At 35.4% G+C, this 12,781-nt stretch carries 13 protein-coding genes; 4 read left to right on the forward strand and 9 right to left on the reverse strand.

Annotation, left to right across the window (positions count from 1 at the left end):
- Positions 1-16: 16 nt before the first annotated feature.
- From PGOND44_RS01925 to PGOND44_RS01935, 3 genes are all read right to left on the reverse strand, one after another.
- A complete protein-coding gene (locus PGOND44_RS01925) occupies positions 17-1,609 on the reverse strand; it encodes an NAD(P)/FAD-dependent oxidoreductase (RefSeq protein ID WP_003435586.1) in 1,593 nt (530 codons plus the stop codon).
- 121 nt (positions 1,610-1,730) lie between these two features.
- Complete coding sequence (locus PGOND44_RS01930) at positions 1,731-2,414, reverse strand: type 1 glutamine amidotransferase domain-containing protein (RefSeq protein ID WP_003435587.1); 684 nt, start codon at positions 2,412-2,414, stop codon at positions 1,731-1,733.
- Between the two features lie 126 nt (positions 2,415-2,540).
- Positions 2,541-3,113, reverse strand: coding sequence for a Crp/Fnr family transcriptional regulator (locus PGOND44_RS01935; protein ID WP_003435588.1), 573 nt, complete (start codon positions 3,111-3,113; stop codon positions 2,541-2,543).
- A 136-nt stretch (positions 3,114-3,249) separates the two neighbouring features.
- On the opposite strand from PGOND44_RS01935, the gene PGOND44_RS01940 reads away from it, so the two are divergent.
- Entirely contained in the window at positions 3,250-3,711 is a 462-nt protein-coding gene (locus PGOND44_RS01940; RefSeq protein WP_003435589.1) for a YehS family protein, read from the forward strand.
- Between the two features lie 9 nt (positions 3,712-3,720).
- On the opposite strand, the gene PGOND44_RS01945 is transcribed toward PGOND44_RS01940, so the two are convergent.
- The 5 genes from PGOND44_RS01945 to PGOND44_RS01965 all read right to left on the reverse strand — a co-directional run bounded on the left by PGOND44_RS01945 (position 3,721) and on the right by PGOND44_RS01965 (position 7,880).
- Entirely contained in the window at positions 3,721-4,257 is a 537-nt protein-coding gene (locus PGOND44_RS01945; RefSeq protein ID WP_003435591.1) for a DinB family protein, read from the reverse strand.
- Positions 4,250-4,477, reverse strand: a complete 228-nt coding sequence (locus PGOND44_RS01950; RefSeq protein ID WP_003435594.1) for a VF530 family protein — start codon at positions 4,475-4,477, stop codon at positions 4,250-4,252. The genes PGOND44_RS01945 and PGOND44_RS01950 overlap by 8 nt, the downstream gene beginning before the upstream one ends.
- A gap of 18 nt (positions 4,478-4,495) precedes the next feature.
- The gene (locus tag PGOND44_RS01955) at positions 4,496-5,767 is read right to left on the reverse strand and encodes a DEAD/DEAH box helicase (RefSeq protein WP_003435596.1); all 1,272 of its coding nucleotides are present in this window, start codon (positions 5,765-5,767) and stop codon (positions 4,496-4,498) included.
- Between the two features lie 244 nt (positions 5,768-6,011).
- Positions 6,012-6,899 carry a phospholipase A gene (locus tag PGOND44_RS01960; protein WP_003435598.1) on the reverse strand — a complete coding sequence of 296 codons (888 nt, stop codon included), beginning with the start codon at positions 6,897-6,899 and terminating at the stop codon, positions 6,012-6,014.
- 108 nt (positions 6,900-7,007) lie between these two features.
- On the reverse strand, positions 7,008-7,880 hold the full coding sequence (locus PGOND44_RS01965; RefSeq protein WP_003435601.1) for a PPK2 family polyphosphate kinase: 873 nt from the start codon (positions 7,878-7,880) through the stop codon (positions 7,008-7,010).
- A gap of 278 nt (positions 7,881-8,158) precedes the next feature.
- On the opposite strand from PGOND44_RS01965, the gene PGOND44_RS01970 reads away from it, so the two are divergent.
- From PGOND44_RS01970 to PGOND44_RS01980, 3 genes are read left to right on the forward strand one after another with little or no spacing between them, the layout of a single operon-like run.
- Positions 8,159-8,758 (forward strand): hypothetical protein, encoded by a 600-nt coding sequence (locus tag PGOND44_RS01970; RefSeq protein WP_003435604.1) that lies wholly within the window; start codon positions 8,159-8,161, stop codon positions 8,756-8,758.
- Complete coding sequence (locus PGOND44_RS01975; RefSeq protein WP_003435608.1) at positions 8,755-9,462, forward strand: DUF3307 domain-containing protein; 708 nt, start codon at positions 8,755-8,757, stop codon at positions 9,460-9,462. Before PGOND44_RS01970 ends, PGOND44_RS01975 begins: the two co-directional genes overlap by 4 nt.
- A gap of 56 nt (positions 9,463-9,518) precedes the next feature.
- Positions 9,519-10,310, forward strand: a complete 792-nt coding sequence (locus tag PGOND44_RS01980) for a dienelactone hydrolase family protein (RefSeq protein WP_003435610.1) — start codon at positions 9,519-9,521, stop codon at positions 10,308-10,310.
- A 273-nt stretch (positions 10,311-10,583) separates the two neighbouring features.
- On the opposite strand, the gene PGOND44_RS01985 is transcribed toward PGOND44_RS01980, so the two are convergent.
- On the reverse strand, positions 10,584-12,740 hold the full coding sequence (locus tag PGOND44_RS01985; RefSeq protein WP_003435612.1) for a T9SS type A sorting domain-containing protein: 2,157 nt from the start codon (positions 12,738-12,740) through the stop codon (positions 10,584-10,586).
- Between the last annotated feature and the right edge of the window lie 41 nt (positions 12,741-12,781).

The raw sequence follows: 12,781 nt of genomic DNA on the forward strand, positions 1-12,781 counted from the left end.
TCAAATAGGCAGTTTTTTATTTAGAAATTTGAGGAGAATCTACCAATACTTTTGCTATGGCAATGGCACAACGCTCGCCATCCAATGCAGCTGAAACAATTCCCCCAGCGTATCCTGCTCCTTCGCCACAAGGGTAAAAGCCTTTTAAGTCAGGATGTTCTAAAGTATCGTTATCTCTCGGAATTCTTACAGGAGAAGACGTTCTAGACTCTGGAGCTAAAATAACAGCATCAGGATGGTCAAAGCCTTTCATTTTTTGAGAAAACTTTATAAAACCTTGTCGAAGTCTTTTTGTTATGGTTTCAGGAAAAATAGCATCCATTTCTACTGAAGTTGTTCCAGGTTGATAAGAATTTTTGGGGATGGAGTCAGATTTTCTCTTTTTTATAAAATCCTGAAGTCGTTGTGCTGGAACATTTTGAGATTCACCAGCTAATGTCCAGCATTTTTTCTCAATATCTTCTTGAAATTTCAAACCTTTTAATGGTCCATATTTTTGATAATCTTCCAATTGCTCGTTATCAACAGTTACTACAATCCCGGAATTGGCATAAGGATTATTTCTCTTGGAGGGTGACCACCCATTGGTGACTACTTCTCCCGGGGAAGTAGCACACGGGGCGATTATGCCTCCAGGACACATACAAAAGGAATACACTCCTTTATCATCTACTTGCTCGACTAAACTATAAGCTGAAGGTGGTAGATAATCGCCTCGTTCTGGTGTTTTATATTGAATTTGATCTATCAAGGATTGGGGATGCTCTACACGAACTCCCATAGCAAAGGTTTTGAATTCTATCTTTATGTTTCGGTTATGAAGTAGATAAAATATATCCCTTGCGGAATGTCCAGTGGCTAGAATACAAGCCTCTGCATAGATATTTTGGTTTTGGTTAACTTCCACGCCTACAAGTCGATTTTTATCTATGATAAAGTCAGTCAGTTTAGTGTTAAAATGTATTTCTCCACCAAAATTCAAAATCGTTTCTCGCATCTTCGTGATAATATCAGGTAGTTTATTAGTACCGATATGAGGATGTGCATCCACGAGGATATCTTCACTTGCACCATGATCAACAAAAATTTCCAGCACTTCTTTAATGGCTTTTTTATGACCAGAACGGGTGTATAGCTTACCGTCTGAATAGGTGCCAGCACCCCCTTCTCCAAAACAGTAATTGGATTCTGGATTTACCAAATGCTCTTTGTTGATTTTTGCTAAATCTCGGCGCCTGGCTCTTACCTCTTTTCCGCGTTCTAAGACAATAGGTTTTAGACCTTCTTCAAGAAGCTTTAAAGCTGCAAAAAGTCCTGCGGGCCCACTTCCCACTACAATGACTCTAGAATTCTGTTCGTTGGTGTGTTGATACTTTTTTTCTGGTAGCGATGGCCAATTCACCTGTTCACCTTTTACATAATACGCAATGCGTAACTGAAACTTAATTTGCCTCGCTCTAGCATCAATCGAACGTTTAAGAATCTTAAAATCTAAAAGGTCGCTGAATGGAATATCGAGATGCTGAGTAATAGCTTTTCTTAAGCCTTCAGTATCATGAGCAACTTCTGGATCAACTCTTATATCGAAATGATGCGGTAGGGAGAACATAATCAAAATTATGATGCAAAGGTAACCAAAACCTAATTGGAATATATGGGAAAATGAGTATTACCCATTAAAAAAGCCTCCCGGAAAGGAGGCTTAAATTGACTATACTCAAAGCATGAAATTATGCATTAAGTTGTTTTTCTAAAAGTTCAGCTACTTTTTCTGATGAAGCAGGATTTTGACCAGTAATCAAGTTTCCGTCTTCTACAGCATAAGGATGCCAGTCTTCAATTTTAGTGTATACACCTCCATTTTCGATTAGCATATCTTCTGATAGGAATGGAACAACACTCGATAATTGTACAGCGTCCTCTTCTTGATTGGTAAAACCTGTTACTTTTTTATCTTTCACTAGTGGATGCCCATCTGTGCCTTTTATATTTTTTAATATTGCAGGGGAATGACAAACAAATGCTAGTGGCTTTTTATTAGCGTTGAAAGATTCAATCAATTCTTTTGATTTTTTATTCTCCACTAAATCCCAAAGTACACCATGACCACCAGGATAAAAAATAGCATCATAATCAGATTCTTTAATTTCTGATAATTGGTAAGTATTGGAAAGTAAGGTTTGAGCTTCTTTATCTAAATTGAAACGCTCTGTTGCTTTTGTAGCAGCATCTTCAGTTTCAGAATTAGGGTCTATTGGAGGTTGTCCACCTTTTGGTGAAGCTAAAGTAAGGTCGAAACCTGCATCTTTTAGCTTATAATAAGGGGCTGCGAATTCTTCTATCCAAAATCCAGTTTTGTTTCCCGTATCTCCTAATTTATCGTTGCTTGTTATAACAAAAAGTATTTTTTTCATGATATTTTATTTTACACGAATATACGGACTCAAGGCTCCTTAAAAATTGATGTAGATCAATTCATTGCGTTAATGTATGTTAATCCGCCTATATTAAAGTGCTAGGTATGAATTCAATACCATAAATTAGTAAAGTCCTTTTCGTATTCTACTTAAACTTTCGGGTGTAATGCCGAGGTAGTTGGCAATATGATAATTGGCGACTCTGCCTTGAAGATTTGGATATTGCTCACAAAATTCTAAATACTGCGTTTTGCTATCTTTTTGAAGTGTAGAAAGAATTCGGTTTCTTAGGGCTACAAAGGCTTTAGTGATTTTAAGTCTGAAAAAACGCTCGAATTTCGGGATTCTAAAGTACAAATCCTCTAAAACCGATTTGTCAAGACTTAAAACTTCGCTGTCCTCAATACATTCCACATACAATTGAGCTGGATGGGCATTAAAAAATGCCTCAAAATCACTGATCCACCAATCTTCTATTGCAAATTGCAGAATATGCTTTTGTCCAGCTTTATCCAGATAATAGGCTTTTAAGCAACCTTTGAGCACATAATATTCCTTGGTAACTTTTTGGCCAGGCTGTATAAGTAGGCTTTTTTTTAAAAAAGTATGATGCTCCAATATGCTGAGGAACTCCTGTTCTTCATCAGGTGTGAGCTCAATATCCTTGGATAAGTGTTTAAGTAGTTGTATGTACATGAAAAAAATAACTCTGCAAGTTTACATATATTTCAGAAAAATATGGATATCTTCTTATAGGCTTCTTTATTTTTGACCACTATTATATAACAAATGCAAGAGAAGGAGACTTCTAGGCTTATTTAAATGATGAATTATGACCACTAATGATATTTTGCGACGACTCCGCTATACATTCGATTATTCCGATTCCAAAATGATGTCTCTTTTTGCCATGGGGAGCAAGGAAGTTACTAGGGCAGAAGTGAGCGATTGGTTGAAAGATGAGGAAGATGAGGCTTACGTGGAAATGGAAGATAAGATGCTTGCCATCTTCTTAAATGGACTTATTATTGATAATCGTGGAAAAAAAGAGGGTCCTCAACCAGAACCAGAGACTTTTTTGAATAATAATGATGTCCTTAAAAAATTAAAAATAGCCTTTCAACTAAAGTCAGACGATGTTATTGAGCTTTATCAATTAGCAGGAAAAAAAGTGAGTAAGCACGAGTTAAGTGCTTTTTTAAGGAGACCTACTCAACCTCAATACAAAGAACTTATGGACCAATACTTAAGAAATTTTCTCTACGGACTTCAATTAAAGCATAGAAAAGCTTAATTATAAGAACTACAGGAGAGCAGATTTCTCCTCATTATCTTCAGTTTGAAGTACACTTACAGTGAACAGAAGCTGTCCAATATGACGTTGACTATGTTCAGCAGCATGAAATAAAACACCAATAAGGGTAGAGGGTAATTCTTGTCTGCCAACACTTCGCTTACTGGTTAAATCGGTATTGTGAAGCTTTTTAAAATAGTCTATTGCCTCTTCCACCTTTGCATCAAAATTACGACATAAGGTATGTGTTGTGATTTTAGCATTAGGGACACCTTCATTTTTTAATTCCTTAAGTTGAACTTCAGATAAATTTTTTTCTTGAGCGTAGGATAACATTCTGTCTAAAACTCCAGCGATATGCTGTAAGTGAAATCCAACACTTGCTCGACTGTGAGGCATTTTCCAAAGTAAGGTTTCATCGAATGATTTAGTATATTTGTATACTTCTAGTTTGGACTGTAACAAGGCATGAGCAGCAGGCTGTAATAAATCGGGAATACCTTCAATAGAGCCCCTAAGCCAATATTCTGGTGGAGCTTTACCCATTAATTTCTTTTTGAAACTTCAGATATAGCTGCTCTACTTTAGTTCTTGCCCAAGGGGTTTTACGAAGAAACTTCAGGCTAGATTTTACAGAAGGGTTTTCTTTAAAACAGCGAATATTGATGTGTTCTCCAAGGTATTTCCAGCCATAAAATGCTTCCAAATCGGTTAAGATTTGCTCTAAAGTAATGCCGTGTAAAGGGTTATTCTTTTGAGCGCTCATATTTCCCTTTTATAAAGTTTACCGCTTTGGCTTGTTCGAGTTTTGTCTAGAGCTTCCAGATCTCTCTCTTTGAGGTCTATTAGATTGTCCAGAACGAGAATTGGATTGCGGTTTTCTTCCTCGCTGTTGAGGATTAAAAGGTTTTGTGGAAGCGTTAGGGTCTGGCTCAAAACCTTCAAGAATATCCATGGGGATTTTATCACCAATTAGCTTTTCAATATCTTTTAAAAATACAGTTTCGTCTGCACTTACTAGAGAAACGGCAAGTCCACTAGCACCAGCTCTTCCTGTTCTCCCAATTCTATGCACGTAATCTTCAGATACATTTGGTAATTCAAAATTGACGACATAGGGTAATAAAGGAATATCCAGTCCACGAGAAGCGATGTCTGTGGCTACTAATACTTTTACGCTACCACTTTTAAAACCCGCTAGGGCTTTAGTTCTAGCGCCTTGACTTTTATTACCATGAATAGCTGCAGCTCCAATTTTAGCCGCTTCCAATTTTTTAGCTAATTTGTTAGCGCCGTGTTTAGTTCTTGAAAACACAAGAACTTGCTCCCAATTCCCTTCAGAAATTAGTTTTATTAACAGGTCTGTTTTCTTTTCTTTAGCAACGCGATAGACTTGCTGCTCAATAGCTTCCACAGTTGTATTTTCTGGAGTGGACTCCACCGATACGGGATTTTTCAAAAACTCATTCGCTAGAGATCTTATTTCTCTAGAAAATGTCGCAGAGAACAATAGAGTTTGTCTTTGCTTTGGGATAAGTCCCATAATTTTTTTGATATCTCTCAAAAAGCCCATATCTAGCATACGGTCTGCCTCATCCAAAACTAGGATTTCAACCTTAGCTAGAGATAATAAACCCTGGTTGTTCAAATCTATAAGTCGACCAGGCGTTGCAACTAAAACATCTACTCCATTTCTAAGAGTAGAGACTTGAGATTTTTGATTGACACCACCGAAAATAACGGTAGATCTTAAATCAACAAATTTGCCGTAGTCTTTTACGCTTTGATGAACTTGGGCTGCCAACTCTCGGGTCGGAGTTAAAATTAATGAACGAACAGGTCTATTTCTTAAAGGTGGTGTTTGAGATAACAATTGGAGAAGAGGTAAAGTAAAACCTGCGGTTTTACCTGTCCCTGTTTGGGCAGACGCCAAAACATCTTTCCCTTCTAATACTGCAGGGATCGATTTTTCTTGAATAGGTGTTGGGGTATCGTAGCCTTGTGCGCTTACAGCTTTCACAAGGGCTTCGGAGAGTCCTAATGACTTAAATGACATAGAGTGTTTTTTTGAAATGACAATCTATAGTATCAGAGGTCATTTCTATAATTAATTGCAAAGGTACGTTTTAATCCTGCGCAAAAGAATTATTCATGAGATCTGCTTTGTTTTTAGAAAAGCAAAGCATAAAATAAGAGTGATTTTAACCTAGCTTACGAATATATTTGAGCCCTTTTTTTCCCCTGAACCTAACCTTAAAATATTCACAGCCGGGTTTAATAAAAAAATGAGTCACCCGTTTTTACCAGTCTATAAAGGAAACCCCAAGACCAATGGTTGTTTGTTTGTGATTATAATCGATCAAGGTTTCTCCATAGCCTGTAAATACTTGTAAGTGAAGTCTAAGATTAGATTTTACTGAATACAAATAGTTGAACTCCAAACTCCCTCGGTTTTCATCAAAATCCATTGCATTTTTCCCTATAAGTGATAAGCTATGCTTATTTATATTATAGATAAAAGTGGCTTCCAGACGACCTATATAATTTTCTATTGAAGGGTTGTCGTCCCTGTCTGAACTTTCTATTCTTATCCAGGGTCTTAGGTACATTTGAAAGTTATCTCTTTCGAAAGCTGCATGGAAGATGAATCTATTCCAGCTTCTAGATCTTGGTAAATCTCTACCATTGGATTGATGATTTAAGGCAAAACCAGCCATTTTCAAATCCAGCCCAAGTAGATTGATGTTGAGTGGGAAGTTGACGATGAGTTCAGGCTCATAATTTAATTCTCTAAAAGGTCTTGAGATAGGGTCGTTGTAAACTTGCCAATTTGCTAGCTGAGTGTAACCCAACCATAAATCACCATGACCAAATAAGAAGGATTGGATGAGCTTAGTTTTTAAACTCAATTGAAATTTGGCTTCTACCTGATTATAGTTTTGAGGCTCTTCAAAGCTATTATCTGGGTTTTCACTTTGTGGAAGTTGATTTGGGTTGTTGGACCATCGTGTAGGTAAAACATACAAAGGATTGTAATACGTTAGCTTAAAGGTTCCATTTTTATGTTCATCGTCCAATTCCCAGCGTTCTGATAAGCTTTTTGTGATTACCTTATCCTCTCCAAACAAGGATTGAGAATAGCTAATTTTAAATACAAGAATAAACAATATGAGAATTTGAGTTTTCATAAAGACTAAGATCTGCTACAAATATAAGGTACAACGCATCAACTTAAAACTGACCTTGTACATTTAGTTTTAAATGCGTTTATCCAGTATCATACACTTTTAGAGGTATTACTCTTTTAATATTTTTTTGTATTCATCTAGCTTCATTTCCAGATGAGGAGGCAAGCTTGGATTTTGGATATCCTTGTAAGTCGACATTTTTTCTTTTAAAATCTTAGCAACTAATAGCCGGGCTTGATCTTTATGATCTGAAGGGATGACATACCATGGAGCATTTTTTGTGGAAGTTTCATTAATAGCTTTCTCATAATTTTGAATATACTCCTCCCATAATTTGCGCTCTTCCATATCTTCAGGGGCGAATTTCCAGTTTTTGTTTGGCTTATTTAATCTCCTCAAGAGTCTACGTTTTTGTTCCTCTTTAGAAATGTGCAAGTAAAATTTGAAGATGATACACCCATTACTGCTGATGGTATTTTCAAAATTTTTAATTTGATGAATTCTTTTTGTCCAAAATTCTTCAGTGATATCTTCAACAGAATTGATGTGTGGAATGTTTTCGCGGAGAATAATTTCTGGATGAACCCTTGCGATAATAATATTTTCGTAATGTGAACGGTTGAAGACGGCATACTTTCCACGATCAGGTAAAGCTTTATAATGTCTCCAAAGGAAATCATGCTTAAGCTCCAATTTTGTAGGTTTTTTGAAACTATGAGCAATAACCCCTCTAATGTTGAAGTCTTTAAACACCTCACGAATTAAGCTATCTTTGCCTGAAGTATCCATCCCTTGTATACAAACAAGCACAGAATATTTTCCATAAGCGTAAAGTATATTCTGCAAATCACCCAATTCTCTCCTTACTTTTTTTAACTCTTTTTCCATTTTTTTATCACTTTTTTCTAGAATTAATGAAGTGGGGATTTTTTTTAAATTTATTTTGGAAGTGACTTGAAATTCGTTCGCTTTTTTGGTCATTAGGTCGTGTTTTAAAATGTGATTAAATATAGAATTTCTATTTGTAAAACAGAAGTAGATAAGTCTATTGGCTTATTTTCGATATTAAATCAATGCTTTATCCTTCGTCTAATTGACTAAGCTACAACTTAAACTTTGGATTTAATTTTGGAATAGAATCTCATTAAATACGTTGTATGTATCGAATAATAGATAATTCGATACATACAACGAATAACCAATAATCCGATGTATATATCGAATATTTTAGTATTTTTATACTATTCAAAATAGATTTTATGATTGCTGTAATCACTGGAGATATTATTAATTCTAGAGAAGGTAAAGCTTCAGATTGGCTTGAGTCTTTAAAGAATGCCTTGAATAGGTATGGAAATTCTTCTGAAGACTGGGAAGTTTATAGAGGAGATAGCTTTCAATTAAAGACCAACACAGAGTCTAGTTTAGAAGCATGTTTATATATAAAAGCCTGTATTAAGCAATTTAATGCTCTAGATGTAAGAATGGCTATAGGCATAGGAAATTCAAAAGGACCTATTGGTAAAATAACAGAGGAGCAAGGTGAAGCATTCTACAGGTCGGGGGAGTGTTTTGAAAATTTAAAATCGGATCATTTAGCTGTAAACACTGGGGATGAACAGCAAGATAAAATTTTGAATTTGATGCTGGATTTGGGTTTGCTTACCTTCAATGCTTGGTCAAGTGTGGATGCAGTGACTCTTAAAGTTATCTTGGAACATCCAGAGTATACTCAAAAGCAAATTGCAAAACTGCTCAAAAAGTCGCCAAGTACAATAAGTTTTACGCTTCAGAAGGCTGGATATAAGGAGATTCAAAGTTTATTGAAGTATTACAACTCAATTATGATGAGACAATGATAACGACTTTACTTCAATTCTTATTAGCACATTTTTTGGGAGATTTTGTCTTGCAAACTACCAAGTGGGTAAAAGATAAAGAAGAAAAAGGATTGAAGTCTATCTACTTATGGATGCATATAGGTATTCATTTCCTTTTGATGTTTGTCTTCACGGCCTTCAAGGTCAAATTAATTCCGGTCATAGTAGCTATTGGATTAAGTCATTTAATCATAGATGTCATTAAAATTAAACTAAAGCATCGAGTACCGGCTTCCTATCTTTTTTTTGGAGATCAATTGCTGCATCTTCTTATCCTTGTAGGGGCATTAGGGCTTTATTTTGACATCAATTGGATTCGCTTTTTAAATCCTTCAGAGCATTGGATTATATGGATTTTAGCTTTTATAATGCTTACTTCCGTATCAGCTGTCATTTTGAAAGTAGCTTTATCCAAATGGGATCTTATGACCTTTGAAGGTGAAGCCTTGGAGAAGGCAGGCTTATATATAGGGATCTTAGAGCGTTTGTTTATTTTTGGATTTGTAGTTATGGGGTATTGGGCTGGTATAGGGTTTTTGATTGCAGCTAAATCTATATTTCGCTTTAGCGATCTATCTAGATCTAAGGACAGAAAGTTAACAGAATATGTGCTTATTGGGACCTTGCTGAGTTATGGACTCGCTATTATGATTGCTTTAGGAGCCTTATGGGCGCTTCGGTAGTATGGATCTAAATTTGTTGACTATTTTAACTTAAAAATTGAACTTAAATCATAGAAATGATGGTTTCAAAAATTTTGACAATTGGCTTGCTGTTTATTAGCCTTACAATATCAGCGCAATCAGATCTAGAAGTCTTAGAAAAGTCACCTAGACATCACGAATGGGTAGAATTGGAGAATGATGGGCGCACCTTATACAACTTTGTCGTTTATCCAGAAGTATCCCAAAAAGCAAAGGTAATCCTAGTCATTCATGAAAATAGAGGGTTAAACGACTGGGCAAGACGTTTTGCAGATGAGATGGCTGCCGAGGGATTTATCTCTGTAGCACCAGATTTGTTATCCAACACTTCAGAAAATATGTCCAAAACCAGCGATTTTGAAAATTCTGATGCTGCTCGTACTGCCTTATATGAATTGGACCCGAAACAGGTGACTTCAGATTTGGATGCTGCCTTCGACTATGCTAAATCTATCCCAGCAGGAAATGGAGAAGTTTCTGTTGTTGGGTTTTGTTGGGGTGGTTCACAAAGTTTTAGGTATGCTACTCACAATCCAGATTTAGAAGAGGCCATTGTCTTTTACGGTACTGCTCCAAAAGATAAAGCAGACCTAGCTAAAATTCAAGTTCCTGTGTACGCATTTTATGGAGGTAACGATGCTAGAGTAAATGTAACAATACCACAAACAGAAGAAGGTATGAATCAACTTGGGAACTTTTATGATTATGAAATTTATCTGGGTGGCGGGCATGGTTTTATGAGAAGTGGTGCTCAACCAGACGCCTCTTTGGAAAATAGCCAGGCTAGAGAAATGGCTTGGTCGCGCTTACTTGAGATTTTAAATTAATTTTTTTGCAATAATTGAGCTTTATAAATTTGATTAATTTTCTTCTTTTGAAACCTACAACCTAGCCTTAGGAATATTTGGAAGAAAATGTCCTTTTAATTATTCTATACACCTTGAGACCATAGTTAGTGTAAAATACAGCTAAATGAAATTAGCATAAATAAAATCCCCGTATTATTTATAAGCTTAAAGGCAGCTTATAAATAATACGGGGATCATACTTTTAATTATTAAAGACAATACGTTTTGAATTTCTAAAAAACGAATTTCAAGTTATCTTTTGAGGATTCTTTTTATATAAGAAGCGTCTTTGTTGATTAACTTAAGAAAGTAGAGGCCTGTATTCAACTGATTTAAGTTGAGATCATTTTCGGTTTGAGACTTTAGGTTCTTCTTATAAACTTGCTTACCATTTATATCATAGATTAATACTTTATCGAAATCTACTTTAGAAGTGATGAATAATTTATCATTGAAAGGGTTTGGATATATAGAGATATCGTCTTCAGAGAATTCTAGTGTTGATAGAGTTTCACAAGAAACTAAAATCTCCCAGCCAGAATTATTAGCATTTGCAAAGTTGGATGTAAAACTTACTGTAATAGCACCAGTGTTATTGGAAGCTTCAAAATAAGTTGTCGTTAAATTATTTCCAGTAAGATTCTCACCATCCAAAAATATAGGAGAGTTGATAGATTCTCCATCGTAAATCGTCATAAAATCAGCTCCATCTTCAAGATCAAAATCATTTATAGTAAAACTAATCTTATTCGCTGAATCTTCAGGATAGAATGTTTTTAGGAAATTCTGATTGCTTGGATAATTACCATTTAAACCACCTGTATCTGTAAATATTCTACCAGAACACCAATCATCGTCAGTTAGATAATTTGATTGAAATGATCCTCCCACATTACCGTTGGAGCAATTATTACCCACTTGAATTACATAATAAGTGTTGGGCTTTACATCATCGTCAAATAGGATTGAATTGCTATTAATAGTATTGAAAGAACCAGGTGTTGTGTTTTGTTCGTAAATTCTATAAATCCAAGAGTTAGAGATAACATCATCGATATTTACGATAAAAGAGTTTTCATTGGATTGGTTTACAGTCACTCCAGCAATGGTTCTCGTGCATGAATCAATGCAGTCAGTGCCAAGACATGATTTTGTGTCGATATTATTGTTCATATAAGCTTCAACCTGTGGATGAAATCCCAAGGCAAGGTTCATACCAGTGGCATCAAGATGGCAATAGCTCATTATAGTACCACCTTCTGATGGTATATCGGCATCATCGCAGCCTTCTGAATACCCATTATTTGGACCACAGGAATCAATAGCTGTATTGTCCCCATTCCAAAAACACGCATGAGTATGAGGTGATCCAAGAGAATGTCCCATCTCGTGCGATACAACATTTACTGTCCATGAATAAGTAGGTAACTCTTGATAATTTAAAGAGAGACCTGAAAAGACATAGTTAAAATTCTGACACAAACTATTTATATAAGCTACACCACCAGTTACTGGCAAATCTAAGAGGTGAGCTAGATCACCATTAAATGCAATCCTGTTCTGTCTGAAATAAGTCAATTTATCTAAATTGTCACCTGTATAGGGATCTTCAACTTGCCAAATTAAGGCTTCACTTAATGCAGTTGGAATATTGGAATCACTATACAAAGTTGCAACAATGTTATGCACCGATGTTAACCAGTTTAAAGTTGAACTAGTAGATGAAGAATTATTAACATAAATATCATTCGTCAGTTCATAAAATACTCTAACGCAATTTGCTGAGGCAGAAGTGCTATTTGAAAAATCTGTCTGAGGGACTAAATCTCCAAATTGTTCAATCTCATCTACTTGACAAGTAAAATCTTGGCTTACAGTCATTTTCGCATCGTTGTATATGACATATTGATTTTTATTACGAAGCTGCGCTACAATTCTATTACCATTAGATGGGCTTGAAATTATTCCATTCAAAGTTTCATCGAAAAAACTAAAAACAGCTAAAGATTTAAAGTCATTATTAACTATTCCACGGTAATATAATCCTGGTTTATATTTTAAAACCTTGTCGTCTTGGTTACGAACTTTAAAGTCATCTGTTAAAACTTGGTGTCTTTGCATTTTAACCGACAGGGTATCATCTTCATGGTAAACATAAAAATGAATAAATTCTGGTGTTTCTTTTTGAATAGTTGAAAGAGCAGATTTACTCACAGAAATAGACTGGATGTCTGGGGCAATCTCCCTAAGTGAAGAATTTATCTTTTGAGTAGAATGCTCAAAAACGCTGTACTCTTTGAAGGTTTCATTTTTATTACTTGCATTTTTCATGGCTTCTTCAATGGATAAGAAGTCCTGAGAGAAAGTATTAGCACATATTAAAAGAGCGATTAAATAAATTATTTTCATAGAATGAGTTGGTTATTGATAGATTAAATTTTCATTTATAT

It is taken from the genome of Psychroflexus gondwanensis ACAM 44 (genome assembly GCF_000355905.1).
GTDB lineage: Bacteria > Bacteroidota > Bacteroidia > Flavobacteriales > Flavobacteriaceae > Psychroflexus > Psychroflexus gondwanensis.

Bases quoted from the DNA above. Each gene is read 5' to 3' on its own strand.
- PGOND44_RS01970 (WP_003435604.1), top strand. From the start codon at position 8,159: ATGATTGCTGTAATCACTGGAGATATTATTAATTCTAGAGAAGGTAAA.
- PGOND44_RS01945 (WP_003435591.1), bottom strand. From the start codon at position 4,257: ATGGGTAAAGCTCCACCAGAATATTGGCTTAGGGGCTCTATTGAAGGT.
- PGOND44_RS01965 (WP_003435601.1), bottom strand. From the start codon at position 7,880: ATGACCAAAAAAGCGAACGAATTTCAAGTCACTTCCAAAATAAATTTA.
- PGOND44_RS01950 (WP_003435594.1), bottom strand. From the start codon at position 4,477: ATGAGCGCTCAAAAGAATAACCCTTTACACGGCATTACTTTAGAGCAA.
- PGOND44_RS01930 (WP_003435587.1), bottom strand. From the start codon at position 2,414: ATGAAAAAAATACTTTTTGTTATAACAAGCAACGATAAATTAGGAGAT.
- PGOND44_RS01955 (WP_003435596.1), bottom strand. From the start codon at position 5,767: ATGTCATTTAAGTCATTAGGACTCTCCGAAGCCCTTGTGAAAGCTGTA.
- PGOND44_RS01985 (WP_003435612.1), bottom strand. From the start codon at position 12,740: ATGAAAATAATTTATTTAATCGCTCTTTTAATATGTGCTAATACTTTC.
- PGOND44_RS01960 (WP_003435598.1), bottom strand. From the start codon at position 6,899: ATGAAAACTCAAATTCTCATATTGTTTATTCTTGTATTTAAAATTAGC.
- PGOND44_RS01980 (WP_003435610.1), top strand. From the start codon at position 9,519: ATGATGGTTTCAAAAATTTTGACAATTGGCTTGCTGTTTATTAGCCTT.
- PGOND44_RS01925 (WP_003435586.1), bottom strand. From the start codon at position 1,609: ATGTTCTCCCTACCGCATCATTTCGATATAAGAGTTGATCCAGAAGTT.
- PGOND44_RS01975 (WP_003435608.1), top strand. From the start codon at position 8,755: ATGATAACGACTTTACTTCAATTCTTATTAGCACATTTTTTGGGAGAT.
- PGOND44_RS01940 (WP_003435589.1), top strand. From the start codon at position 3,250: ATGACCACTAATGATATTTTGCGACGACTCCGCTATACATTCGATTAT.
- PGOND44_RS01935 (WP_003435588.1), bottom strand. From the start codon at position 3,113: ATGTACATACAACTACTTAAACACTTATCCAAGGATATTGAGCTCACA.